At 70.2% G+C, this 24,293-nt stretch carries 22 protein-coding genes; 17 read left to right on the top strand and 5 right to left on the bottom strand.

Features of this window, described 5'->3' with window-relative positions; translation table 11 throughout:
- Positions 1-19 precede the first annotated feature (19 nt).
- Entirely contained in the window at positions 20-589 is a 570-nt protein-coding gene (locus ABEA53_RS06045) for a hypothetical protein (RefSeq protein WP_345480131.1), read from the bottom strand.
- Between the two features lie 131 nt (positions 590-720).
- On the opposite strand from ABEA53_RS06045, the gene ABEA53_RS06040 reads away from it, so the two are divergent.
- On the top strand, positions 721-1,647 hold the full coding sequence (locus ABEA53_RS06040) for an FRG domain-containing protein (RefSeq protein ID WP_345480130.1): 927 nt from the start codon (positions 721-723) through the stop codon (positions 1,645-1,647).
- Between the two features lie 43 nt (positions 1,648-1,690).
- On the opposite strand, the gene ABEA53_RS06035 is transcribed toward ABEA53_RS06040, so the two are convergent.
- On the bottom strand, positions 1,691-3,019 hold the full coding sequence (locus ABEA53_RS06035) for an HNH endonuclease (RefSeq protein ID WP_345480129.1): 1,329 nt from the start codon (positions 3,017-3,019) through the stop codon (positions 1,691-1,693).
- Positions 3,020-3,115: 96 nt separating this feature from the next.
- A complete protein-coding gene (locus tag ABEA53_RS06030; protein ID WP_345480128.1) occupies positions 3,116-3,745 on the bottom strand; it encodes an NUDIX hydrolase in 630 nt (209 codons plus the stop codon).
- 81 nt (positions 3,746-3,826) lie between these two features.
- Between ABEA53_RS06030 and ABEA53_RS06025 the strand changes: the two genes are divergently transcribed.
- The 6 genes from ABEA53_RS06025 to ABEA53_RS06000 are packed head-to-tail and all read left to right on the top strand — an operon-like array spanning position 3,827 to position 8,919.
- Positions 3,827-4,696, top strand: a complete 870-nt coding sequence (locus ABEA53_RS06025; protein ID WP_345480127.1) for an ARPP-1 family domain-containing protein — start codon at positions 3,827-3,829, stop codon at positions 4,694-4,696.
- A gap of 11 nt (positions 4,697-4,707) precedes the next feature.
- Positions 4,708-5,403 carry a hypothetical protein gene (locus ABEA53_RS06020; protein ID WP_345480126.1) on the top strand — a complete coding sequence of 232 codons (696 nt, stop codon included), beginning with the start codon at positions 4,708-4,710 and terminating at the stop codon, positions 5,401-5,403.
- Entirely contained in the window at positions 5,400-6,821 is a 1,422-nt protein-coding gene (locus ABEA53_RS06015; RefSeq protein WP_345480125.1) for an ADP-ribosylglycohydrolase family protein, read from the top strand. Before ABEA53_RS06020 ends, ABEA53_RS06015 begins: the two co-directional genes overlap by 4 nt.
- A gap of 6 nt (positions 6,822-6,827) precedes the next feature.
- Positions 6,828-7,445, top strand: a complete 618-nt coding sequence (pnuC, locus tag ABEA53_RS06010; protein ID WP_345480123.1) for a nicotinamide riboside transporter PnuC — start codon at positions 6,828-6,830, stop codon at positions 7,443-7,445.
- On the top strand, positions 7,442-8,650 hold the full coding sequence (locus ABEA53_RS06005; protein ID WP_345480122.1) for an AAA family ATPase: 1,209 nt from the start codon (positions 7,442-7,444) through the stop codon (positions 8,648-8,650). The genes pnuC and ABEA53_RS06005 overlap by 4 nt, the downstream gene beginning before the upstream one ends.
- Complete coding sequence (locus tag ABEA53_RS06000; protein ID WP_345480121.1) at positions 8,647-8,919, top strand: hypothetical protein; 273 nt, start codon at positions 8,647-8,649, stop codon at positions 8,917-8,919. The genes ABEA53_RS06005 and ABEA53_RS06000 overlap by 4 nt, the downstream gene beginning before the upstream one ends.
- A 60-nt stretch (positions 8,920-8,979) precedes the next feature.
- On the opposite strand, the gene ABEA53_RS05995 is transcribed toward ABEA53_RS06000, so the two are convergent.
- Positions 8,980-9,753, bottom strand: coding sequence for an SDR family NAD(P)-dependent oxidoreductase (locus ABEA53_RS05995; RefSeq protein ID WP_345480119.1), 774 nt, complete (start codon positions 9,751-9,753; stop codon positions 8,980-8,982).
- Positions 9,754-9,838: 85 nt separating this feature from the next.
- Here ABEA53_RS05995 and ABEA53_RS05990 point away from each other — a divergent pair, with 85 nt between their 5' ends.
- A complete protein-coding gene (locus tag ABEA53_RS05990) occupies positions 9,839-10,681 on the top strand; it encodes a helix-turn-helix transcriptional regulator (protein WP_345480118.1) in 843 nt (280 codons plus the stop codon).
- 44 nt (positions 10,682-10,725) lie between these two features.
- On the opposite strand, the gene ABEA53_RS05985 is transcribed toward ABEA53_RS05990, so the two are convergent.
- Positions 10,726-10,869, bottom strand: coding sequence for a hypothetical protein (locus ABEA53_RS05985; RefSeq protein ID WP_345480117.1), 144 nt, complete (start codon positions 10,867-10,869; stop codon positions 10,726-10,728).
- A gap of 263 nt (positions 10,870-11,132) precedes the next feature.
- Between ABEA53_RS05985 and ABEA53_RS05980 the strand changes: the two genes are divergently transcribed.
- The 9 genes from ABEA53_RS05980 to ABEA53_RS05940 all read left to right on the top strand — a co-directional run bounded on the left by ABEA53_RS05980 (position 11,133) and on the right by ABEA53_RS05940 (position 24,151).
- Positions 11,133-11,681 (top strand): hypothetical protein, encoded by a 549-nt coding sequence (locus ABEA53_RS05980; RefSeq protein WP_345480116.1) that lies wholly within the window; start codon positions 11,133-11,135, stop codon positions 11,679-11,681.
- A gap of 501 nt (positions 11,682-12,182) precedes the next feature.
- Entirely contained in the window at positions 12,183-12,575 is a 393-nt protein-coding gene (locus ABEA53_RS05975) for a hypothetical protein (RefSeq protein ID WP_345480115.1), read from the top strand.
- 302 nt (positions 12,576-12,877) lie between these two features.
- Positions 12,878-13,750: a permuted SH3 domain-containing protein gene (locus ABEA53_RS05970; RefSeq protein ID WP_345480114.1), complete on the top strand. Its 873-nt coding sequence runs from the start codon at positions 12,878-12,880 to the stop codon at positions 13,748-13,750.
- Complete coding sequence (locus ABEA53_RS05965; protein ID WP_345480113.1) at positions 13,747-14,436, top strand: ABC transporter ATP-binding protein; 690 nt, start codon at positions 13,747-13,749, stop codon at positions 14,434-14,436. Before ABEA53_RS05970 ends, ABEA53_RS05965 begins: the two co-directional genes overlap by 4 nt.
- The gene (locus ABEA53_RS05960; RefSeq protein ID WP_345480111.1) at positions 14,433-15,599 is read left to right on the top strand and encodes an ABC transporter permease; all 1,167 of its coding nucleotides are present in this window, start codon (positions 14,433-14,435) and stop codon (positions 15,597-15,599) included. The genes ABEA53_RS05965 and ABEA53_RS05960 overlap by 4 nt, the downstream gene beginning before the upstream one ends.
- Before the next feature lie 72 nt (positions 15,600-15,671).
- Entirely contained in the window at positions 15,672-15,836 is a 165-nt protein-coding gene (locus tag ABEA53_RS05955; RefSeq protein ID WP_345480110.1) for a hypothetical protein, read from the top strand.
- Between the two features lie 336 nt (positions 15,837-16,172).
- The gene (locus ABEA53_RS05950; RefSeq protein WP_345480109.1) at positions 16,173-16,625 is read left to right on the top strand and encodes a hypothetical protein; all 453 of its coding nucleotides are present in this window, start codon (positions 16,173-16,175) and stop codon (positions 16,623-16,625) included.
- A 426-nt stretch (positions 16,626-17,051) separates the two neighbouring features.
- Positions 17,052-22,943, top strand: a complete 5,892-nt coding sequence (locus tag ABEA53_RS05945; protein ID WP_345480108.1) for an anti-phage protein ProA — start codon at positions 17,052-17,054, stop codon at positions 22,941-22,943.
- Positions 22,944-23,176: 233 nt separating this feature from the next.
- Positions 23,177-24,151, top strand: a complete 975-nt coding sequence (locus ABEA53_RS05940) for an EcsC family protein (protein ID WP_345480107.1) — start codon at positions 23,177-23,179, stop codon at positions 24,149-24,151.
- The last annotated feature ends 142 nt before the right edge of the window (positions 24,152-24,293 follow it).

Raw genomic sequence — 24,293 nt, 5'->3', positions numbered from 1 at the left:
CGGAGTTTCGGCGCGCGGATCAGTCCTCGTCCGCGCGGAGGCGCAGGATGAGGCGGAGCACTGCGGTGACCGCCGCGGGCAGCTCCGCCTCCTCGACACCCGCGAACGGCGGGTCGAGGCGGCGCTCCAGCGGCACCACCGTCTGGATGCGCCGGAGCGTGCCCGCGGGCAGCTCGTAGTCGGACAGGGACGCGAGCACGTGCCGCAGTGCGTCGGCGGCCGGGCGGTCCAGGGTCGGCAGCACCCGCAGCGGCACGTCGAGGAGGCCGCGCGCGTCCTCGCCCGCGAACGTCGGGTCGACGACCTCGTTGTAGAGCAGCAGGTTCACGGCCATCAGGCCCGACCTGGTCTCCTCGACGGCGGGCAGGGCGACGATGCGCTCGACGAGGCGGAGCGCCCGGGGCTCTTCGCCGACGTCGAGCGCGGCGATGGCCTTCTCGGCCAGGTTGTCACCGGCGGCGAGCCACGCCTGCGTCTCCGCGTTGCGCTGCGCCCTGTCCGCACGGCGGAGGTCGCCGAGCGCCTTCGCGGTGTCCCGATCGAGCTCGGCCTGCAGCGCGTCGAAGTCGTCTTCGGAGTAGCGAGCCATGACTCGACCGTAGGGGGAGGACGCCGCACCGGGCCACGCCGGTCGAGCGCGAATGGTTCGTGAGGGACCTGCTGTCTACTGGTGCACCGGGACGCGCGGACGTCCCGGTGCACCAGCCGACGGGGGCGACCATGAGCGATGCCGACGTGCCACCCGAGCTCGCAGCAGCGATCTACCGACCGTGGGAGGCGGTGGTCGAGACCTGGGAGCAGTTCCAGGGCGTCCTGTTCGATCCGACCGGTCGTCACCCCGGCCGCGACATGGTCTGGCGCGGGGTCAAGCAGGCCGACTGGGGTGTGATGAGCTCGCTCTACCGGGCGCTTCTGAAGCTGAATGAGCGGCCGCCGACCGAGCACGAGATGAACGTCGCGGAGCAACGCACACTCGACCTGGCGCGCAAGGACTGGCGGTTCGACGACAAGCCGGCGCTCGAGCTGCTCGCCCACCTGCAGCACTACGGAGCACCGACGCGCCTGCTCGACGTCAGCCTCAACCCGCTGATTGCGCTCTGGTTCGCGGTCGAGCACCGGGAGAAGGCCCCGGACACGGACGCTCGGTTGTTCGCCTTCGTGACCGGGTCGAAGTTCGTCTCGCTGAACCCGCGATGGGGTGGCCGCTACCTGCGCTGGCACCAGCCCGAGTACCGGGGCGACCGCGGACGGCTGGCGAACGACTGGGGGACCGGCAGGAAGCGGCGCGTCTGGCGACCGCCGGCGTACAACGCGCGGATCGCCGCGCAGAACGGCGCGTTCATCATCGATGGCGTCCCCCTCGAGGACCCGGCCCGGCGGGAGACCGACTCCCGTTCCTACGTGCCGGTCGCCCAGCTGCAGCAGGTCTCCTCGATCAACCTGCGCTTCAGCCGCCTGGAGCGCGACAACCTGCGCCCCGAGTCCGCGCCGGTGTTCACGATCCGGATCAAGGCGGCAGCCAAGCAGCAGATCCGGGAGCAGCTCGAGCGGCGCTTCGGCTACAGCGCCTCCTCCATCTACTCGGACATGAGCGGGCTGGCGGAGCACCTCAGCAGGAACCCGCAGCTGCTGCGACCGGAGAAGTGACGAGCGCACCGCCCTGCCGGAGCAGGTCCGTGATGTCGCGCGATCAGAAGGGTGCGTCCTCCGGGTAGGTCGCGGTGCGCACGTGGACGGCGGGCTTCACGTAGCGCACGCCGCCCCACTTGTCCTTCCAGCGGATGCGGCCGTCCGGCTGCATCGTGACGTCCGCGAAGCCCGCGTCCTTCGCCTGGTGGCTCGCTCGGCAGAGGATCTGCAGGTTGTCGTGGCGGGTCCGGCCGTCGTGCTCGAACCGCGTGATGTGGTCGATGTCGGCTCGGTGCGCCGGCAGGCCGCATCCGCAGCCGCAGGTCCGCTGCCGGAGGTGCAGCAGCTTCTTCAGCCCCGCCGGGATGTAGCGCTCGTGGGTGTCGATGGCGAACGCCGCGTCGTCCACCGGGTCGACCAGGACCCGGGTCCAGGTCGTGGTGTGCGCGACGACGGCGCGAGCGGTCTCGGCGTCGATCGTGCCCATGCCGGCGATCTCGCTGGGCTCGTCGGTGGCGCCGGTCGCGCTCGCCGCCGGGACGACGACGAGGATCGTCGCGTCGATCAGCACCCGGCTGGTGTCGGATGTCTCGCCGAGGCGCTCCATCGGGAAGGACGGCCCGCCCTCCTCCGGCCCGCGCATCCGCCCGGTGAGGATCGCGTCGATCGCCGTGTCGACCATCAGCGCGCCGATGGTTCGGCACTCGCCTTCGGCACCGTGCGCGGCGACGGCGTGCTTGCGGATGCGGTCGTAGGCCGCTGCGATGTCGGCGGCGGTCGAGTGGATCTCGAGCACGCCCTGCCCGTCCTCCTCAGCGCGGGCGCGGACGTGTCGGCGGTTCGACGCGGTCCGGTGCCGCTCCGTCGTCGCTTCGGGGTCGAGCCGGTCGCGCAGCTCGCTCAGCTCGCGCTCGATCGCCGTCGGCCGCTCCTCCTGCGCCAGTGACGCCGCCTGCTCGTCGAAGGCGGCGAGGTGCTCGGGCGCCAGCCCGATCGCCTGGGTGCCGACCACGACGGCCGCGCGCTCGGAGGTCAGGCCGCCGAGGAACACCGCCCAGGTCCTCGGCAGGTGATCGCGCAGCATGCGGGCCGCGTCCAACCGGCGCTCGACGTCGAAGCGCGTGGTGCGCAGCTCGTTCGCCTGGTGCAGGAGGAAGCCGCGGACGATCGGGTCGTCCGGGCGCAGCCGGGTGCCGGTCTGCGCCTCCTCCTCGCGCATCATCGCGTCCAGGCCGGCGAGCATCAGGTGCAGGCGGATGGCCTCGGCAGCGTTGACCATGCGGTCCGCGTGCTGCAGCGAGCCGGTGAAGAGCTCCTCGCGCGCATCGAGCGCAGCGAGGGCCGCGGCGGGTTCGAGCGGCGGTCCGCCCGGGTCAGTGGGTTCCGACATGCCCGCATGCAACCACGCCCCTCCGACAGACCTTCGTAGACGTGTTCGAGCGGCGTCGTTCGGAGCCGCCTCCCGTGCCGTAGGAAGGAGAGCTGCTCAGCGCTGCTTCCGCCGGAAGAGCCGGGGCGGCTTGCCGACGACGCCGCGGAGGGTCTCGCCCGTCGGTTCGACCTGCGGCTCCATCCGCTTGCGGAACGTCTCGCGCCGCAGCTCCTCGCCGGCGACCGCCTCGTGCAGGCGCTGCAGGTCGCGCAGGGTGAAGGCGGTACCGGCGGTACCGGCGAGGCCGCGCGGGTCGGCCGTCCGGTCGTACTCCCTCCGGAGTCGGCCGACCGCCTGCCGCACGATCTCCTCGTGGTCGAACGGCAGCGGCCCGATTCCACGCACGGGCACGACGCGGGCCGAGGCGGAGTCGATGTGCCTCGAGGGGACGACGGCGAAGTGCGCGACGGACAGGACCCAGCCCCGGGTGTCCCGCTCCGGGTCGTCGAAGACGTCGAGCTGCTCCGGCACGAGATCCCGGATGCCGGCCTTCTGGTCGAGCGACCGCTGCACCGCGTCGCGCAGCCGTTCGCCGGGGCGCAGGAAGGTCCCCGGCAGCCGCAGGTCGCCCTGGGTGTCGCTCAGCACCACCGAGAGCTCGTCGTCGAGCACGGTCAGCACCGCGGTGTCGACCGCCACGTTGGGGCGCGGGAACGAGTCGAGGGGGCGGTCGGCGGAGGTCATGCGAAGAGCCTATTGCGGTTTGGGAAGAACGTGCCTAATCTGAGTTTGCAAGCGAAGTACCAAATACCCAGGAGTCAGACCATGAGCACCCACCTCCCGCACCTCGACGTCGGCAGCGGCCGCCAGCGCGGCGCCCTCACCCTCTTCCCCGTGTGGGTCGACGCCCCGTCGATCCCCGGCATCGTCTGGAGCGCGTCCGCACTCGAGATCGGCGAGCTGCCGAGCGCGAGCGTCGGTCGGCTCGTCGTCGCGAACCACGATGCGCGCCCCGCGCTGCTGCTCGAGGGCGATGTGCTCGCCGGCGGACGGCAGCACCGGATGGCTGCGGCGAGCACCCTCCTCCCAGCCCGGAAGTCGATGCCGATCGACGTGCTCTGCGTCGAGCAGGGCCGGTGGGCCGGGGAGCGCACGCACCACTCGACCGGCCGCCGAGCCAGCTACGCGGTGCGGCAGGGCAACCTCGCCGGCGCCGAGCGGGGCGGCGCGCAGGGCGAGGTCTGGGAGCGGGTGCGCCGCTACGACCGCGCGTTCCAGGCGTCGCCGACCTCCTCGATGCTGGACCACCTCGACCGCGTCGACGACGAGCCGGTGCGGCGCATGAGCGGCCAGCGCGGCGTCATCGTCGGCATCGGCGGCCGGGTCATCGGCATGGAGCTGTTCGGCAGCAGCCGAGGCCTCGCCACCCGCTGGGACGGCCTGCTCCGCGCCGCGCAGCTCGACGCGCGGATGGCGCCGGCGGTTCGCACCACGTCGCACGACGCCCGCGAGTTCGTGCGAGCGCTCGGGCGGACCTCCCTCCGCGAGGGCGAGCGCGCCGGCCTCGCCAGCACGGTCCGGTCGGATCGCGGTCCGCTGCGTGCGACCGGCATCCGCGGTGCGGACCTGCCTGGCGCGCCCCTGCTCCACCTGACGGCGTTCGACGACTCGCACCCGCTGCTCGCCGCGGCGTGAGGAGGGGAGAAATGACCACGTACCGGATGGGCGACGCCGACGTCCGCCTCTTCATCTCCGCAACGGACTCCGACCTGCCGATGGACCTCGGCGCCTACGCCGAGGTCGCCTCGGACCTCGGGGTCGAGATGGTCCGGCACGTCGGCGGCGGCTGGGTCCGGGAGCCGGGAACAGCGGCCGACCTGCTCGAGAAGGACTCGCGGCTCACGTTCGAGACGCACCGCCACGCCTTCGACGACGTGGACGCCGAGGCCGTGCCGAGGCTGCAGCACCAGCTCGAGCAGGTCGCGCTGGCCCGCCGCATCGCGACCGAGGCTCATCGGGGCCAGACCGACAAGCTCGGCGTCGACTACATCGAGCATCCGCGCCGGGTCGCGGCGCGGCTCGACCCGCTGGACGAGCAGGCCGTCGCATGGCTGCACGACGTGCTCGAGGACACCGAGGTGACGGCGGAGGACCTCCGGGCGCAGGGCGTCGACGGCGAGGTCGTCGACGCGGTCCAGCTGCTCACGAGAAGCGAGGACGAAGCGACCTACTACGCATTCATCGCCGGGTCGCCGCTCGCGCGGAGCGTGAAGCTCGCCGATATCGCGGACAACACGGATCCTGAGCGGACGGCCCGGCTCGACACGACCACCCGGCAGCGCCTCGCGGCGAAGTACCGGCACGCACGACGCGCCCTCGGCGCGGAGGAGGAACAGGCATGAGCGCAGAGATGAACGACCGCGCTGCGGGCGCGGTGCTGGGCACGGCCGCGGGCGACGCGCTGGGTGCCGGCTACGAGTTCGGGCCGGCGCTGCCGGACGACGCGGAGGTCGGCATGATCGGCGGCGGTGCGTTCCGCTGGGAGCCGGGGGAGTGGACCGACGACACCTCGATGGCCGTCCCGCTGCTCGAGGTCGCCGCGCGCGGGCAGCGGTTCGAGGGCGAGGCGCTCGAGCACGTCGCCGCCCGCTGGCTCGACTGGAGCAGCACCGCGAAGGACGTCGGCAACCAGACCCGCGCTGTGTTCCGCGCCGCTCGCGCGCAGGGGACCGCGGAGGCGGTCCGCGAGGCCGCGGCCGACTTCGCGCGCACCCATGAGCGCTCTGCCGGCAACGGCTCGCTGATGCGTACCGCGCCCGTCGCCCTCGCCCACCTCGACGACGAGCTCGGGCTGGTCGACGCCGCCCGGCGGATCAGCGACCTGACCCATGCCGACCCGCTCGCCGGCGACGCCTGCGTGCTGTGGTGCCTCGCGATCCGTCGCGCGATCGTGACCGGGGGCCTCGACCTGCAGGCGGGCCTGTCCGCGCTCCCCGCCGAGCGGCAGCAGCAGTGGGACACGCGCATCGCGGAGGCGGAGCAGAAGCAGCCCCGCGACTTCCCGGCGAACGGCTGGGCGGGCGGTGCGCTGCAGGCCGCCTGGTCCGCGATCACGCACGGCACCTCGTGGGTCGACGTGCTCGAGCGCGCGGTCCGCGGGGGCAACGACACGGACACGGTCGCCGCCATCGCCGGCGGCCTCGCGGGAGCCGCGTACGGCGCCTCCGCGGTCCCGGCCCGCTGGCGCCGCATCCTGCACGGCTGGCCGGGGCTCGATGCCGACCAGCTGATCCGGATGGCGGTGCTCGCCGCGCAGGGCGGGCGCGACGACGCGAAGGGCTGGCCCTCCGCCGAACGCTTCCCGGCGAACGGGTGGCGCACGCTCGTCCGGCACCCGCACGACGACGGCGTCTGGCTCGGCTCGCTGCAGGCGCTCGACGACCTCCCTCCCGAGATCGACGCGGTCGTGTCCATGTGCCGCGTCGGCACCCGGCAGATGGGCGCAGCGCAGACGGACCGCGAGCAGGTCGAGTTCTGGCTGATCGACCAGGACGGCCGCAACCCGAACCTCGACTTCGTGCTCCGCGACGCGGCCGACACGGTCGCCGCCCTGCGCGCGGAGGGGAGGACGGTGCTCGTCCACTGCTACGCGGGCCAGAGCCGCACCCCGGCCGTCGGCGCCGCGTACTCGGTGCTGCACCGCGGGAAGCCGGCGGACGTCGCGCTGCGCGAGGTGGACGGCGCGCTGCCCAGCGGCGGTGCCGCCCCGTACTTCCGCGACGCCGTCCGGCGCCTCGCGGCCACCGCCGGCGAGAGGTAGGCGCTGATGCTCACCTGGCTCGCTGACAACTGGACCGAGGTGCTCGGCTTCGGCACCGGCGCCCTCTGCGTCCTCCTCGCCGCGCGGCGGAACATCTGGAACTTCCCGATCGGCATCGCGAACAACCTGGTGTTCATCGTGCTGTTCGTCGGCTCCGCGCTCTACGCGGACGCCGGGCTGCAGGTCGTCTACCTGGTGCTCGGCGCCATGGGGTGGTTCGCCTGGGCCCGCCGGAGGCCGGAGGCGGTGGAGGGGTTCGCCTCCTCCACTCCGCGTCGCGCGATCGTGCCGCTGGTCCTCGCGGCCGTCGCCGGCACCGCGGTGCTGACCGTCGTGCTGACGGCCTTCACGGACTCGACGACGCAGCTCGCCGACGCCTCCACGACCTCGGTGAGCCTGGTCGCGCAGTACATGCTGAACCGGCGGTGGATCGAGAACTGGTTCGTGTGGATCGCGGTCGACGTCGTCTACGTCGGGCTCTACGCAGTGAAGGGTCTGTTCATCACCGGGGCGCTCTACCTGCTCTTCATCGCACTGTGCATCGGCGGCTACCGCGCCTGGCGTCGGCACCGCACCGCGGTGGTGCAGGCCGGCGCCGACCCGGTCGCGGCGGTCGTGCGATGACGACGCGCTTCCGGCACGGGCTGGTGCTCGGCAAGTTCTACCCCCTGCACGCCGGCCACTCGAACCTGATCCGCACCGCCCTGCGGCAGTGCGACGAGGTGACCGTGCAGCTGCTGGTGAACTCTGCGGAGCGCATCCCGCTCGAGACCCGGCTCGCGTGGCTGCAGGAGGAGCACCCGACGGCCCGCATCGTCGCGGAGGTCGACGACGCGGAGGTCGACTTCGAGTCGCCGACCGCCTGGGACGACCACATGCGCGTCATCGAGCGCCTGCTGCCGACGCCGGTCGACGCGGCCTTCACGAGCGACGAGTACGGCGCCGACCTCGCCCGCCGCCTCGGCGCCGAGTGGGTGCAGGTCGACCCGGGCCGCGAGCTGAACCCGGTGTCAGGCACTGCGGTCCGCGCGGACCCGGCCGCGTACTGGTGGGCGCTCGCCCCGACGGTGCGGGCCTCGCTGGCGCAGCGCGTGGTGGTGCTCGGCGCGGAGTCGACGGGAACGACGACGCTGAGCCGGGCGCTCGCGGAGGCGCTCGGCACGCTGTGGGTGGAGGAGTACGGCCGCGAGTACAGCGAGATCCGCGAGGGCGGCCTGGCGGCGCCCTGGCGCAGCGACGAGTTCGACCTGGTCGTGGACCGCCAGCTGCAGCTGGAGGAGCAGGCGCTGCGCCGCGTCCCGAAGCCGCTGCTCGTCTGCGACACGGACCTGCTCGCGACGGCGCTCTGGCACGAGCGGTACGTGGGGGAGCCGGCGCCGCGGATCCTCGAGCGGGCAGCCGCCCATCGGCCGGCGCTCTACGTGCTCACCGGCGACGAGATCCCGTTCGTGCAGGACGGCATGCGCGACGGCGAGCACATCCGCCACGACATGCAGCAGCGGTTCCGCGAGGTGCTCGCCGCCCAGCGCGTGCCGTGGGTCGAGGTGCGAGGTGCGTGGAGGCGCGGGTGGCTGCGGTCCGGCCCCTCGTGGCGGACCTGCTGCGACGCCGGCTCGACCCTCCCGCGTGATCCTCGCCCCACTACCGTCGCGTCATGGGGTTCGACATCCTGGCGATGGAGCCGTCCGCGACGACCGATGAGGGGCTCCGCGAGTGGTGGGCCCGCGAGGCGGAGTGGGCGGAGCCGTTCGACTACGACGACCCGTCCCACGCGACGGCTGCGGTCCGGATATCCTTCCAAGACCTCGTCGAGTCGTTCCCGCCGATGAACGGCCCGCTCGCGCCGAGCGAGGAGCGGATCGACGCCGATCCGGACCTCGAGAACCGGTTGACGGACTACTCGATCGGTCGCGACTTCGTGTTCGCCGATTTCGGCTTCGCGGACGACTCCGACCGGCTGGGCGACCTGGCGCAGCAGCGCTTCATGCAGCTCGCCTACCGGCACGGACTGGCGATCGTGCTGACGACGGGTGATCTCGACGTCCTGCGCCCCGACCGCGACCCGCTGCCCGACTGGGCGTTCGCGCGCCGGGACTGATCCTGCGGCGGTCGGTACGGCTGCGCTCGCAGCCGCACCGACCGCGGTGGGCAATGCGCCTCAGGCCCCCGCGCCGCCGTCGACGGCGAGCATCGCGCCCGACACGAAGGATGCGCGGTCGCTGAGCAGCCACGCGGCCGCCTCCGCGACCTCGCGCGGCTCGCCCATGCGCCCGAGGGGCGTGGAGGCGCTGATGCGGTCGACGACGCCCGGCGTCTGCGCCTCCCACGCGTCGATCATCTCGGTGCGGGTGCCGCCCGGGGTGATCCCGTTGACGCGGATGCCGGCCGGGCCCCAGGTAGCCGCGGCGGTCTCCGTCAGGCTGTTCAGCGCCCGCTTCATCGCGCCGTAGGCGGGCAGCGCGGGGTTTGCGCGCAGGCTGCCGATGCTGGAGGTGTTCACGATCGCGCCGCCTCCGGTGCCGCGCATCGCCTCCGCCTCCGCCTGCATCGCGATCCACTGGCCGCGGAAGTTCACGCGGTACACGTGGTCCATCTCGTCGACCGGGGTGCCGTCGAGCGGGCCGGGCTGCTGAATGGCCGCGCCGTTGTTGAACGCGACGTCGAGCCGTCCGTGCAACTCGACCACCCGCGCGACGGCGCCGCGCACGGACTCGGGTTCGGCGAGGTCGCAGCGGACCCAAGAGGCCTCGCCGCCTTCCGCCCGGATGGCCGCGGTGACGGCCTCGAGCTCGGACTGGCTGCGGGCGGCGAGCACGACCCGTGCTCCCTCCCGGGCGAAGAGGTGTCCTGCGGCCGCGCCGATGCCGCGGCCGCCGCCGGTGATGAATGCGACCTTGCCCTCGAGCAAGCCGGTGGAGGTGGTGTTCGTCATGCCCATCAGCGTTCGCCCGGGCCGCAGGCGGAGGCAGGCATCGCCGATACCTGGCTGGGCTGCGTGCGGCGAGCAGACTGGGGGCATGGATAGGCAGGAGCTCGGGCTGTTCCTCCGCAGCCGGCGCGAGCGCATCCCGCCGGCGGAGGTCGGCATGACGTCGGGCAGCCGTCGCCGCACGCCGGGGCTGCGGCGGGAGGAGGTGGCGACGCTCGCGCACATCTCCGGCGAGTACTACGTACGGCTCGAGCAGGGCCGCGCCCCGCGGCCGTCGCTGGAGGTGCTCGCCGCGCTGGGCCGCGCGCTGCGGCTGAACGACGCGGAGCTGGACCACCTGCACCACCTCGCGGGCACACCGCCTGCGCCGCCCGACCGGATGCGGACCGACGTGCGGCCGAGCGTGCAGCAGCTGATCGACCGCCTCCCGTCGACCGCCGCCTTCGTGACCTCCGCCGCCTACGACGTGCTCGCCTGGAACGACCTCGCCGCGGCGCTGATGGTCGGGATGACCGACGCCGGCCCGCGCGAGGGGAACCTGGCCCGGCGCGCCTTCCTCGCCGCGGAGGACAGCCTGTTCCGCGTCTCGGACCGGGACGAGTTCCGCCGCAACGCGGTCCTGCAGCTGCGCGCGACCGCCGCGCGCTACCCGAGCGATCCGGCCGTGCAGGGCCTGATCCGGGAGCTGCGGAGCGGCAGCGACGTCTTCGCCGCGCTGTGGGTGGCGCACGACGTCGACCCCGTGCCCGTGATCACGAAGACGTTCGACCACCCGGTCGTCGGCGCGGTCACGGTCGACTGCTCGGTGCTCGACGTCGCCGACCGCGACCAGCGGGTGATCCTGTACACGGCCGCACCGGGCAGCCCCGCCGCGCAGGCGCTGGAGCTGCTCGCCGTGCTCGGCACCGAGCGGATGGGCGTCGGGCAGTAGGGAGCGTGACCCGAACATGCGCAGCCGGACCGAGCAGTACCGCCTCAGCGACCGAGCGCGATCAGGAATGGCACGGCGCTCGCGCCCGCGATGAGCATGCCGACGGCGGTGGACAGCGCTCGCTGACGCATGTGAGCGCGCTGCTGCGCTCGAGGGTCGACGAGCGTCAGGACAGGGACTTCGGGCATGGGGAGGAGGCCTTGGGGGAGGCGGAAGCGGGATCGGGTGGTCCTGCTGCTCGAAGGCTCCCGCCGCATGAGACCGGAGGCTAGCCCCCGAACGGGAGGCAGCAGGTCACGATCAGAACGACGCATCGGAGGGCAGCCGGCCGTCCTGAGCTTCGTCGTCGGCTTCACGAACCTCAGGCCGCCGCCCACCTCGAGCGGCCGCTGGTTGCACGGCCGCTTCCGCGCTCGGTCGCGCTGTCCGACGTCGTCCCGACGGTACGTGCATGGCACCCGTGACGCCGAACCGCCCGATGGCGGACGGCATGCTCATCGAGTTCTTCCTGAACGAGGAGGTGTGCCTGACCGGCAAGCGTCTGCGACGGGTCGAGGCCGCGCACGGCGACCTGCTCGCGTGCTTCGCCCTGCACCTGCCGGCGATCGATCACGATGCGGCGGACCGCCTCGCCGCGGATCCGCGGAACGACCGCGCTGATGCAGCGGCCCGCGCAGTGCGGACCGAGCGGATCCTCGAGCTCGTGCCGTTCTTCCTCGACGAGCCGCGGTGGCACGGCGACGATCTGCAGGACCGTCGCGTCCGGATGAGGCTGGCGTGGGGCCTCGCGCAGTGGGTCGGGCGACGATGCGACCTGCTGGGCAGCAAGCCGTACGAGGCGGTTCACGCCGCCGTGTGGCGGTCGCAGAAGGAGGTCCGACGCATCAAGGCAGAGGCCGCGCGTCGCGATCTCGAGGAGCGCGAACTGCTGTCTCCCGCCCTCCAGGCTCTGTTCCGCGAGGTGGAGGAGCGGCGCGCACGGGAAGTCATCCTTATGTGAATCTCTGTCTGCTTCGACCTTTCGCCCTAGCAGCCGATGTGCCTCGGAATGGGAGCGTCGGGTCGACGACAAGACGTCAAGAATTGGTTTGTGAACGGGCCGCGCGATTGGTCGCAGGACGGGGAGCCATGGCTCCGTCGCAGCAGCTCTCGACGCAGACGTCCCACGGGCTCGCTGCTGGTCGGTCCCGGTCGACGAGTGAAGAACGGTCCGTCGAGGAGCAGGGCAGCCCTGCTGAGCGCTCTGCTCGGGCTCGCCGCGACGCTCGTCGCTATCGCGCCTCTCCTTGATGCATCGCGCGGTAGTGGGCATGGGTGGATATTCACGACCCTTGGAATCGCTGCGATCACCGCAGGCGTGCGCGCTCTTCGCCGTAACCGGGTGTTGAGCTCGACGTTCGTTCACGCAGCTGCCTGCCTTGGAATCGGTACTGGCTTGCTCGCAACAGCGACGATGGGCTGGATGATCTTGTCGTCCCATCAGGCGACCAACCCTGCCCCTATGAGCCAGCCGATCGCCGTCGCCGCCGTTCCGCCAGCCGCGGTATCTCCAGTTCCCCAACTGCAGCGGCCGACGAGTGCGCATTCCGCCATGCAGACGCCAGCAACGAAGGTCGAGGATCTCGGTCCGCTGCTCGGTGGGCTCGTGTTTCGGCTCCGCCAGTCGCACGTCGCGGGTACTCCTTGGCCGACACTCATCGCTCCCGACTCCGCACATCGCGTCTCGGACTTGAGCGGAGTACTGCAGGTGCTTCCTGCTGATGTGGACATGCAGTACCTCGCTTCATCCGACGCGACCGCATACCGGATCCGCTTGTTCCTCGTTGCGGACCCGACGAAGTACGTCGACTACGACTCGAACATCGACGAGATCACAAAGTCGCCATCCTTCTGACGTCTCCTCCGCGCGCTGCCCTCGTAACGGGACCGCGACCGCGACCGCGAAAAAGTTGTACGCCGCGAGGAGTACCTCCAGTGCCTCCCGACGCCGGACGCGCCTGCGCCTCCCGGTGACGACGCTGTTCCAGTCGCCGACACCGGCGGCCGAACGCGGAGGAGCGGGCCATGGCACGGAGCGGAGCGCGGCGCAGCCGACGACGCTGGTGGGTTCTCGGGATCGTGGCGCTGGTCGTCGCCGGGGGAGCGACCGCCTCCGGGGTGGTGATCGCCAGGCGCGCAAATGCCGCGGATCCGCCGTTGACCGCTGTCGCGACGCGGCAGGACGTCATCCGCTGGGTGAGCGGCACCGGCACCCTCGTCGACGAGTACACCTACTCGATCGCCGCCGACGGCTCCGCGACCCTCGTCGAGCGCGCGGGCGCGAGCATCGCGGGCGGTGCGGCTGCGGCCCCGCAGAGCGCCGGCGGCACGGCGACCACCGACTCCGTCTCCGTGCAGCCCGGCCAGCGCGTCGAGGACGGCACCCGCATCGCCCGCGTGAAGCGGGCGGACGGCACGAAGCACGACGTCGACTCACCGGTCGCGGGCCACGTCCGCTCGGTCTCCACCGCGCCGCACGCCACCGCCGACGAGCTCGCGACCATCGGCGCCGGCCGGGTCCTCGCCGCACTCGCGATCAGCGAGAACCAGATCGCCGAGGTCCGCTCCGGCGAGAAGGTCGCCGTCGCGCTCGCCGCCGGGTCCGCCGCGACGACCGGCGTCGTCGACGCGGTGCAGCAGGTGCCCGACGACAGCAGCGGCGCCCTCCGCTACACGGTCCTCGTCCGCCTCGACCGCATCCCCTCCGGCGCCCGCATCGGCATGACCGCCACCGGCGCGATCACGACCGCGCACGCGGACGACGCGGTCGCGGTGCCGGCCGCCGCCATCGAGGTGCACGGCAGCGCGCTCCAGGTGGAGGTGCAGAGCGGTGGCACCACCCGGGCGGTCCCGATCCGGACCGGCCTGGTCGGCGACACCGAGGTGGAGGTCGTGTCTGGGCTCCGCGCCGGCCAGCGCGTGGTCGTCGGCGCCTCCGGTGACGTCGCCGCCACCACCCGCCGGCTCGGCCCGCCCGCCTCCGTCACCGGCTCGAACCCGACCGCCTCCCCGACGGGAGCGTCCCGGTGAGCGGCCCCGTCGTGCGCCTGTTGGGCGTGCGCCGCGAGTACGAGGTCGGCGACACCACCACGGTCGCCCTCGACGGCGTCACCCTGTCGATCGAGGAGAGTGAGTTCGTCGCCATCGTCGGCCCCTCCGGCTCCGGCAAGTCGACCTTGATGAACCTGATCGGCTGCCTCGACCGTCCCACCACGGGCACGGTCGAGGTGGCGGGGGAGGACGTCGGCCGCCTCGACGACGACGCGCTCACTCGCCTGCGCGGCGACGCGATCGGCTTCGTGTTCCAGCAGTTCCAGCTGCTGCCGCAGACGAGCGCGATCGACAACGTCGCCGCGCCGCTGCTGTACCGCGGCGAGCGGGTGAAGGCCGCGAGGGCGCGGGCGGCGGAGGTGCTCGCGACGCTCGGCCTCGGCGACCGACTCGAGCACGACCGCACCATGCTCTCCGGCGGTCAGCAACAGCGGGTCGCGATCGCGCGGGCGGTCGTCACGGAGCCCGCCCTGGTGCTCGCGGACGAGCCGACCGGCGCGCTCGACTCGAAGTCGGGCGACGCGGTGCTGCAGCTGCTCGAGTCCATGAACGCGGAGGGCCGCACCATCGTGCTCATCACCCACGACGCGTCGATCGCGGCGCGGGCGCACCGCCGACTCCACATCCGCGACGGGCGCCTGACCGAGGCGGAGGTGGCGGCGTGAATCTCTGGACCACCGTCACCCTGGCGCTGTCGCGCCTGGTCGCGGCCCGCACCCGCTCCCTCCTCACGATGCTCGGCGTGATCATCGGCGTCGCCGCGCTGCTCGCACTCACCTCGATCGCGAGCGGCGCGACGAGCAGCATCACCGGTTCGTTCAGCTCCCTGGGCGCGACCACCGTCACGGTGACCGGTACCGGCCCAGGCGCGCTGACGGAGGCGGACGCCGACGCGCTGCGCGGCACCCCGGACGTGACGCTGGTCGCGACGACCGCCTCCGGCCGGGGTGACGTCGCCTTCGGGGGCGACACCGAGCAGCTGGCGCTCGTCGGCGTCGACGCCGCCTACGAGGCCGTGCAGAAGCCGGCCCTGTCGGTCGGCCGGTTCCTCCCGAGCTTCCCGGGGGGAGCGGAGGCGAGCACGGTCGTGCTCAGCACCTCCGCTGCGAACGCCCTGCACATCACAGCAGCGGAGGTGGGCCAGCCGGTGACGGTCGACGGCCGCGTCTTCACCCTCGTCGGCGTGCTCGACGACGCGACCGGCTTCAACACGAGCGGCACCGCGTACGTGCCGCTTACGGCAGCACGCGACCTGTTCGCCCGGACGCCGTACGTGAGCTCGGTGCTGCTCGCGGCGACGGACACGGCTGCGGTGGCCGGCGTGCAGGCGGACGCGGACGCGATCCTCCGGGCCCGATACGGGCTGACGGCGGACGACCCCGCGTCGTTCTCGATCACGAACCCGGCGTCGGTGATCAGCACGATCGGCACTGTGCAGAGCCTGCTGTCGCTGCTGCTGGGCGGCATCGCCTCGATCAGCGTGCTGGTCGGCGGCATCGGGATCATGAACATCATGCTCGTGTCGGTGCGCGAGCGGACGAGGGAGATCGGCGTCCGCCGCGCGATCGGCGCGAGGCGCGGGCAGATCCTGACGCAGTTCCTCGTGGAGGCGGTCGTGCTGTCGGTCGCGGGCGGGCTGATCGGGATCGTGGTCGGGATCGGGTTGTCGGCGCTCGTGGCGTTGATAGCAGGGTGGGCGCTTGCGATCTCGCCGGTGACGGTGCTGCTCGCGGTGCTCTTCAGCGTGCTCGTCGGGGTGGTGTTCGGGGTCGTGCCCGCGCGGACCGCGGCTCGGCTGCAGGTGGTGGACGCACTTCGGTTCGAGTGAGCGGGGCGTCACGTCAACGTCCGACGGTGCGTTGCTCGCGGTACCAGCGCGACGCTGTGGCACGAGAGCTAGGTGTGGGAACTGGCGTCGCGGATTGTCGAGCAGGCCGCCGCGCCCGCGCCCGCGCCCCTCGAGCGCGCGGCCGAGGATATCCCCTTCGTGCAGGACAAGATACGCGCCAGCGAGCACATCCGTCACGTGATTCAGCAACGGTTCCGCGAGGTATTTCCTTCGTAATTGGTACCCTGGGCGGAAGCGAGTGGAGGAGTCGACGAGTGGAAGTGCTCGTGCCTGGCGAGCGTGGATCAACTGGGTCTGCAGAGGCGGCACGTCCCCTAATTTGCGATACCTGAGCTGGTTCCCTTCTATGCGCGCAATATTGCATACACTGAACCAAACGGTTGTCCGCGAATGAGGGGTAGCCGCGGGTCCGAGCATCGGCGAAGCTTGGTCCGCAACTGACCGAGATTGGAAGCGGAAGAGCGTTTGGCTGTTGAACTAGTCGCTTGGCGACAGAATGAATCGAAGCTGCCCCGTAGGGAATACGAGGCTGTGCGCTAGGTTGCAAACTCTTTGCTGCTGCACCTCCGCGATCCAGAAGCTCAGCGACTGATCGACGAGGTGAACCAGCCGGGGCGAAGCAGCGGCGAGGTTCAGGCCACGATCCTCGGACGAGCAGCATCGCTAGGGTTCCGCAGTGAAGCACGGGGACTCTTCTCCGACTACTCCACGCCCGGCCTCCGGCCGGACTACTTTCTAGAGCTTCCCGCTCATGAGACCGGCATCCTCCTCGAGGTCGAACGCGGCAAGACCACCATCAACAACATGGATCTTCTCGACTTCTGGAAGTGTCATATCTGCGTCACGGCTGATCACTTGTTCCTGATGGTTCCGCAGAGGCTGCAACAGAATCTGGACGCTTCGCGGATCACTCGCCCGTTCGACTATGTCAAGAAACGTCTGCCGACATTCTTCTCGGGTAGTAATTACACGAACGTCCGCTCCGCTTGGCTCTTCGGCTACTAAGGAGACTGTTGAGGTGACCGGTAAGAGACATTGCTCGGATGGTGCCTCGGCTGCTCTGTAACAGCGCGGCGCAGAATCGTTCGAATCGGTCCGTGGTCTTGACCCACCGGGGAGTGTGCGCCCGATGTCCGTGCCGCGCCCTGCGACTTGAGGGCGAGTGCAAGTTCGCGTCGCAGTAGAGCGTTCGCGACCCGGCTCGACGTCCATGGGCGTACGAGGCGCGGCCAGAGTCTGGAGAGGCGGTCGGTCTCCGGGAAGCGGTGGCGGTTGAGGGCTGGCTGTCCACGCTCGTCACCTCGCCTCGCCGGCATCGTTGCGCGAGGACTGCTGCCCCTCGTTCGAGGGACACGCCAGACCATTCGGGGCTGAGTGGCGTGCGCTGCATACGATCCCTCCGCTCACGGTGAGCGGAACGAGCGGGTAATCATGGGCGAAGTTGAGATCGAGATCCAGCATGTGCCGGTGGTGTCCTTCGCGGGCACGCACAACGGCGCGTCCGTGGTGCAGGAGCTGTCCATTCGGTCCGCCAACGCCGTACTTGAAGACGTCGATGTAACGGTGAGCCTGGAGAGTCTCGGCCAGCAGATGGCCGAGACCTGGGCGCAGCGGGTTCCCCGTGTCGGACCTGTCGCGACACGGTGGAACGACCTCAAGTTTCGGCTCGACGCTGCGGCCCTCTTCGCGCTCGACGATCAGCGTGAGGCTGACCTGCGCGTTCGCGTCGTCCAGGGCGGAGTCGTCCTCGCCGAGATGAAGCGCGACGTGCAGCTGCTCGCCGCGAACACCTGGGTCTGGACGGACCCGCCGGAGGAGTCGGCGCTCACACTCGCGGCGTTCGTCACGCCGAACCACCCCGCACTCCGATCGGTGCTCGATCTTACAGTCGACCGGCTGCGGTCGTCAGGCCAAAACTCCGGGCTCTCGGGGTATCAGGATCCGGGTCACGTCCTGCCGATGGTGGAGGCGTTGTACGAGTCGGTCCGAGGGATCGGATTGACGTACGTCGATCCGCCAGCGTCCTGGGATCTGTCGGACACACGGGGGCGGCCACTCGCGCAGCGCATTCGGACGCCCGGCGAGGTACTTGGTGAGCGGGTGGGAACGTGCATCGACACCGCGTCGTTGTTCGCTGCCCTGCTGGAGAACATCGGGCTCAAGCCCGTGCTCGCCCTCGTGCCGGGCCACGCATTCGTCGGACTGTGGACGAAGGAGCGCGAGGAGTTCGCGTTCCCGGATCCCGTGATGCCCCTTGCCGCTGTGATCAACCATGTCGACGAGGGCAACATCGCGCTCTTCGAGACCACCACCGTCTGCGGCGGTCCGGACAGCGCGCCGTTCGCGGTAGCACTGGAGAAGGGCCGCCAGCGCATCAGCGAGAAGGAAGCCCTGCGGGCGAACGCGGCTTCCTCGCGGTTCGTCGACGTTGCGCAGGCGCGATGGAAGCGACGCGTGCTGCCGATCCCAGCACGGGTGGTCCTTGCAGACGGTCGGGTCGAGGTAGTCGAGTACAAGCCGCAGGAGCTGTCGATCTCCCTGCTGCAGAAGGCGCTCGCAGAAGAGGGCGCCGGAACGCGCGCGGGACTGCGCCAGATGGAAACCCCGGTTCGTATTCGGCGATGGAAGGACGCGCTCCTCGACCTGAGCTTCCGCAACCCGCTCATCAACTACCGGTCGCCCGCAGGATCCTCGCTCGGGTTGTTCCTGCCGCCGGGCAGTCTCGGCACGATCGAGGATCTGCTGCAAACCGGTCACGAGTTGTCGGTGGGGCCGAGCCAGTTCCAGGCCCCAGATGGTCGCTTCGCAACCTTGGATCAGCGCGGCCAATTCGACAGCAATCTGAACAGTGAGCTGGTGAATCGACTCGTCGCGGCTCGGCAGGTCTTCACCACCGCGACGCCCGACACCTTCCTGACCCGGGTCCGTCGCATTGCGTCCCTGTCGAAGGTCGGTCGCGAGGACAACGGTGTCAACGACCTCTACCTCGGGCTCGGGATGCTGCACTGGCAGCCGGAGGGCCGCACGGAGGCAGTGCGCTCACCGCTGATCCTGATCCCGGTCGTGCTGAAGCCCTACAACAGGAGCCGCGAGTTCCGCCTCGCGATCGACGAGACCGGCACCGTCACGCCGAACTTCTCGCTCGCTGAAAAGCTCTCGCAGGATGTCGGCCTCAAGCTTCCGAAGCTCGTCGAGCCGGATCTCGATGACGCGGGTGTCGACATCGACAGACTCATCGCCTACGTGCGGGAGGAGATCACCAAGGCCGGACTGCAGCACTTCCGCGTCGACGAGTCCGCCGTGCTGGGATTCTTCGATTTCAGCACATATCGACTGTGGCGCGACCTCTCCGACCACTGGCCCGCATTCCTTGACAGCCCTCTCGTCAAGCACCTGGTCGAAACCCCGAACGTGGAGTTCGAGGACCCGAGCAAGGCTGCCGACTCAATCCCCGAAGATTTGGATGACCTCGCTTCGCAGCTGCCCATCGCAGTCGACGGATCGCAGGCCACGGCCATCGCGCGGGCCATGTCCGGCGAGACGTTCGTCCTGCAAGGCCCTCCGGGCACGGGAAAGTCGCAGACCATCACGAATCTCCTCGCGCGGGGGCTCCACCAGGGGAAGCGGATCCTCTTCATCGCGGAGAAGCCAGCCGCTCTCAGCGTCGTCAAGGACCGGTTGGAATCGGTGGGCCTCACCTCGTTTTGTCTCGACCTCCACGACAAGGGGATGCGGCCCGCGGCAGTACGCCAGCAGCTCGCCGAGGTGATGGATCTCGAGGTGCTCGCCGATCGAGACGGCTTCGAGTCCGCGGGCAGGGAGCTCGCTCGTTCCTTGTCGCCGCTCCAGTCGTATCCGCGGCGGCTCCATGCTCGCGGCGCTTTCGGGGAGTCCGTCTACTCCGCGCGGAGCAAGCTGCTGTCCAACCGAGCCACTCGATTGCTGCCGGTCGAGAGCGCGTTCGTCGCGCGCGGGGATGCAACCGCCCGCCGTCGGGTGATGGAGTCGCTCCTCGAGCTCGCGGACGTCGGCGAGTCCGCAGGGATCGCGCGGACCAATCCGTGGTCTTTGGCGACGATCAGTGGGAGCGACATCGATGCGTCGCTCGAGCAGCGGGTGTCCCACGCGGTCGACGCGATCGCCTCTGGTCTCTCGTCGCTCTTCGGGTCACGCGAAGGTGCGAGTTACCTCGCGGAGGTCGAGTCCCTCGACGAAATCGTGTCCGCCCGGGAGCTCATCGTCGCCTCCAGCTTCTCGATCGCGGTGATCGATGCGGCGGTTCAGCCAGACCAGCGAGCAGCCAGGTCCGCTGCAATGCAGGAGCTGAGCATGCCGGAGGAGACGTCGGGACCAGTACCCGTTGCCCCGACCGCGATCGACGCGCCGGTGGATGAGCTTCAGGAGCACGCAAGCAGCGCTCGGGGGAGTTTCTTCATCGGCCGGAAGAAGCGAGTCGCTGCGGTCTGCCGTGAGGTCGAAGCGTTCCTGCCGGCCGGCACCGCGCTGCCGCCGGAGGCGCTTGAGGACGCCATCCGGAGCCTCGCGGAGGCTCAGCGAGGTGCTCGTAACACCAGGTCGCGCTGGCTGGCGGTGCAGGGCGCAGCCATCGACGCCGGGGCGAACCCGCTTGTCCCGGAGGACCGGGCCGCGGCGCTCCGTTCACTCAGAGCGCTCGATCGCGCGGTCGCCGTGCTCGCGGACGACGGCACCGCAGCGCGGCGTCGGTTCCGCTCGCTCGCGTCTGCCGGCCACGAGGTCGTGAACACCGCGTCAGCGCTAGCGATGGGTGTCGCACAGCTCGTCGAGTCGCTCGCCGTCACGGAAACCAGCACGAGACTCTGGACTGGCGACGAGCGGATCGGCAACCGGCTCGCAACGACCAGCGTCCTGTGGCAGCGGGACCGAACAGAACGCGGGTTCACGCAGCTTCGCCGCTGGGCAGCGCTGCACGACTCGACGGCCCCGCTCCGCGCAGCCGGGCTGCTCGAGGCCGAGCGCTCGCTGCTCGCTGGTGACCTGCCCTATCGCGAGGCCGACGAGGCGTTCGAGCGCGGGCTGCTCGAGGGGGTGCTGCGCCGCCAGTTCGACGACGAGCGGCTCGACGCCTTCGACGGGCCGGTGCAGGACGCCGCGGTCCGTTCGTTCCAACGGGCTTCCCAGGACCTCGAGCGTGCCGTCCCTGGCGTGATTGCGGCGGACATCGTCGATTCCCGCGGTTTCCGCAGCGGTGTCGGAGTAGGCGCCGTCGGCGAGCTGCGGCGGGAGATCAACAAGGTACGACGGGGCAAGCCGATCCGTCGCCTCCTGGCGGACCACTGGGACGTGATCCAGCGGCTCACCCCCTGTGTGCTCGCGAGCCCGGACTCGGTTGCGCGGTTCCTGCCCGCGGATCTCGGCAAGTTCGACCTGGTCGTGTTCGACGAGGCGTCCCAGATCAAGGTGCCGCACTCGATCGGCGCTCTGGGCCGCGCGAGGTCCGCGATCGTCGTCGGCGACTCGAAGCAGATGCCGCCCACATCGGTGGCTGAGCTGAGCCGCGCGGAGGACGACGACCTGGCGGCGGACGACGAACCGACGATCGACGAGGAGAGCATCCTCTCCGAGAGCTTGCAGGCGCGCATCCCGGACCTGCTGCTGTCGTGGCACTACCGCAGTGAAGACGAGTCGCTGATCGCGTTCTCGAACCAGCTGTACTACGACGGCCGGCTGAGCACCTTCCCGGCGGCGTCGACCGCCGTCGCGGACAAGGGACTGTCGTTCGTGAAGGTCGATGGTCAGTTCCTTGGTGGCGCGGGTGCTCGCACCAACCCCGCCGAAGCGCAGGCGATCGTGGCCGAGATCGTCCGACGCCTGCACGACCCGGTCCTTCGGCGCCACAGCATCGGTGTCGTCACGTTCAACAAGCCGCAGCAGCTGCTGATCCTGGAGATGCTGCAGTCGCTCGACGACGAGCTCGTTCAGGAGGCGTTGGAGCGCTCGACCGAGGAAGGGATCCTCGTCCGCAACCTCGAGAGCGTTCAGGGCCAGGAACGGGACGTCGTGCTCTTCTCCGTCGCGTTCAGCAAGAACGCGAACGGCGTCCTACCGACGAACTTCGGTCCGCTGAACCGCGTCGGGGGCGAGCGCCGCTTGAACGTCGCGGTGACCCGTGCTCGCCGCCAGGTGGTCGTCTTCTGCTCCTTCGAACCTCACGAGCTCCAGGCTGAGCGCTCAGCGTCCGTCGGCCTACGGCACCTGCGGAGCTATCTCGAGCTTGCGCGTTCGGGACCGGAGGCGTCCGGAGCGGTGTCCGCGCGAGCGCCAAAACCTGCCGACCGACACCGCGACGAGATCCTCGATGCGCTGCGAGGTGCAGGGCTGGTCTGCGAACCGGACGTGGGTCTGTCGGACTTCAAGGTCGACATCGCGGTGATGGATCCGCGCGACCCAAACCGGCGGCTGCTCGCCCTGCTACTCGACGGCGAGCAGTGGAGCAAGCGGTCGACCTCGGGGGACCGGGACAGCCTTCCCGCGCAGATCCTTGTCGCGAAGATGGGGTGGCCTGCGGTGGACCGGATCTGGCTCCCGACCTGGCTGAGAGACCGCGCGAACGAGGTCGAGCGCATTCGGGATCGCGTGGCCGAGCTATCGGCTGCAGCCCTTCCCGGTGCCCAGCCGGCGGTCGAAGCCGTGAACATTGCCGCGCCACGACCACCGGTGGTCCAGCGAGAGCAGTACTCGGCGGCGCCGGCGCCCGCGCTGAACCAAGCCCTCGACTGGTCACACATCCCGACCTGGTCCGCGTGGCCCCTGCAGGTCGTCGGACAGGCGTTCATCCTGGATCAGCTGCGCGATCCGTCCGCGCTGCGGCACCTGCAGGACCTCGCCGAATTCCTGGTGTCGGTGGAGGGACCGCTCTCACCCGCTCGATTCGGCAGGCTCGTCGGCCAAGCGCACGGGATGCAGCGGGTGCCGACGAAACGGGTCCAGGAGATCGCTGCCCTTCCGATCCCGCGGCTGCACCGAGATCACGAAGGCTTCCTCTTTCCTGCCGATGCTCCACCTGCGGAGTTCGCGAGGTGGCTGCGTTCCGAGCCCGGAACTGGCCGAGCGGTGGAGGACATCTCGCTGGCAGAACTCGGCAATGCGATGTCCGACGTTGCTCGAGCCGGCCTCGGGATGTCAGCCGATGATCTGGTCCGACTGACCGCGCAAGGATTCGGGATCGGCCGCGTCACGGTCGGCATCCGCGCCCGGCTGGACACGGCGATGCAACAGGCGATCAAAGCAGGGAAGTTGGCGCACCGCGGTGACCATGTCGTAGCGCCGGAAGTACTCGCATGACTCAGTGGTGCTGGGTGCACGCACTTGGCAGCCGCATCGTGCGACGGCAGACTCCGGACCGCGAATGACGCACCGGCCGCGTGGCCGGATGTTCCATGAGCGGGTGCGTGGTGACGACGGCTGAACGCTTTTTGTGTTGAGGCTTTTTGTAGTGACTCCCGCGACAGGCGGGACGAGGTCAGAGAGAAAAAATGACGACGAGCAGCGCGCTGGTACCAAGCGGTGCCCCGCAGATGAGCACCTACGAGCGCCAGGTCTGGGAGGCGCTTCACAACCACTGGGAGCGCCGATCGAATCGGCGTGGTCTGCCCAACTGGGCTGGAGCTGCCATCGATCATGTTGGTGAGGCCGCGTCGAAAACGGCCCACAAGGTCGCTGACGGCGTGCCCGATGCGGTCGCGGAGCCGGTTCGTCGTGTGGGTGACTTCGTCGCTGATAAAGCCGCACGCCCCGTGATGCACTCGGTCGCGGCCCTCCTCGAACTGGTCGACGACTGGGCTGTCGAGCTCAACGATCCATCGGGCGTGGAGAAGCTGGCCAAGAAGCAGGGCATTGAACTAGATCGGTTCACGGACTTGCGGCAGCAGGACCTCAAGATCTGCGACCGGCTTCTCGACCGCAACTCGCTCAAGTGGCGCACTGCAGGTGCTCTCGAGGGTGGCGCGATGGGCGCCCTGGCCTTGGTACCAGTGGCGGGGATCGCGGCATCGATCACCGCCGACATCCTCGTAGTCCAGGTGCTCAGCGTTTCGATCGCGTCGCGCGTCGCCTACTCGTACGGTTTCGACGCCAAGGACCCTCTCGAGGAGGAGTTCATCGAGCGTCTCGTGAAGCGCGCCTTCATCGCGCAGGCTGCCAAGGCACAGCCCATGGTCAAGGCGGCCCAAGCCGCGAAGGCGATCGAGAAGCGGCAGCGGTGGTCGGCGAAGCTCCTAGCGGACCATCGCACGATCGCAGCGACGAAGAAGCTGATGGAGCATCTTGGAGGCTCCGGCGCGAAGGTTTCGGTGCAGTCGGTCGCGAAGGTGGTGCCGTTCATCGGCATCGTCCTCGGGGCCGGGATGAATTCGGCCGTACTCGGAAGCGTCGCGGAGGATGCGAAGCGGTACTGCCAGACGAGGTTTCTCTGCGAGAAGTACGGGCTCCCGCTCCCCGTCGCGCTTGCACAGGCAGACGACGAGGGTCTCGACGCGTCTGCTGTTAGCTAGATCCGTCGACGAGGGATGGCGCCAACGGTTCCGACCGCGGGGGCCGGGGTGCTTGCGACACGAGGTTGTGGCGATGCTGGAGCCGACGCAACCATTGCGTAGGTTGGGCGGGTTGTGTCGAGGGGGACGTGGGAATGAGAGC

It is taken from the genome of Amnibacterium soli, from assembly GCF_039544415.1.
GTDB classification, from domain to species: Bacteria; Actinomycetota; Actinomycetes; order Actinomycetales; family Microbacteriaceae; genus Amnibacterium; species Amnibacterium soli.
Note: the sequence above shows the minus strand (reverse complement) of the source record. Positions and strands in the feature narration are given on the sequence as shown.

Bases quoted from the DNA above. Each gene is read 5' to 3' on its own strand.
- ABEA53_RS06045 (WP_345480131.1), bottom strand. From the start codon at position 589: ATGGCTCGCTACTCCGAAGACGACTTCGACGCGCTGCAGGCCGAGCTC.
- ABEA53_RS06040 (WP_345480130.1), top strand. From the start codon at position 721: ATGAGCGATGCCGACGTGCCACCCGAGCTCGCAGCAGCGATCTACCGA.
- ABEA53_RS06035 (WP_345480129.1), bottom strand. From the start codon at position 3,019: ATGTCGGAACCCACTGACCCGGGCGGACCGCCGCTCGAACCCGCCGCG.
- ABEA53_RS06030 (WP_345480128.1), bottom strand. From the start codon at position 3,745: ATGACCTCCGCCGACCGCCCCCTCGACTCGTTCCCGCGCCCCAACGTG.
- ABEA53_RS06025 (WP_345480127.1), top strand. From the start codon at position 3,827: ATGAGCACCCACCTCCCGCACCTCGACGTCGGCAGCGGCCGCCAGCGC.
- ABEA53_RS06020 (WP_345480126.1), top strand. From the start codon at position 4,708: ATGACCACGTACCGGATGGGCGACGCCGACGTCCGCCTCTTCATCTCC.
- ABEA53_RS06015 (WP_345480125.1), top strand. From the start codon at position 5,400: ATGAGCGCAGAGATGAACGACCGCGCTGCGGGCGCGGTGCTGGGCACG.
- pnuC (WP_345480123.1), top strand. From the start codon at position 6,828: ATGCTCACCTGGCTCGCTGACAACTGGACCGAGGTGCTCGGCTTCGGC.
- ABEA53_RS06005 (WP_345480122.1), top strand. From the start codon at position 7,442: ATGACGACGCGCTTCCGGCACGGGCTGGTGCTCGGCAAGTTCTACCCC.
- ABEA53_RS06000 (WP_345480121.1), top strand. From the start codon at position 8,647: ATGAACGGCCCGCTCGCGCCGAGCGAGGAGCGGATCGACGCCGATCCG.
- ABEA53_RS05995 (WP_345480119.1), bottom strand. From the start codon at position 9,753: ATGACGAACACCACCTCCACCGGCTTGCTCGAGGGCAAGGTCGCATTC.
- ABEA53_RS05990 (WP_345480118.1), top strand. From the start codon at position 9,839: ATGGATAGGCAGGAGCTCGGGCTGTTCCTCCGCAGCCGGCGCGAGCGC.
- ABEA53_RS05985 (WP_345480117.1), bottom strand. From the start codon at position 10,869: ATGCCCGAAGTCCCTGTCCTGACGCTCGTCGACCCTCGAGCGCAGCAG.
- ABEA53_RS05980 (WP_345480116.1), top strand. From the start codon at position 11,133: ATGGCACCCGTGACGCCGAACCGCCCGATGGCGGACGGCATGCTCATC.
- ABEA53_RS05975 (WP_345480115.1), top strand. From the start codon at position 12,183: ATGAGCCAGCCGATCGCCGTCGCCGCCGTTCCGCCAGCCGCGGTATCT.
- ABEA53_RS05945 (WP_345480108.1), top strand. From the start codon at position 17,052: ATGGGCGAAGTTGAGATCGAGATCCAGCATGTGCCGGTGGTGTCCTTC.
- ABEA53_RS05940 (WP_345480107.1), top strand. From the start codon at position 23,177: ATGAGCACCTACGAGCGCCAGGTCTGGGAGGCGCTTCACAACCACTGG.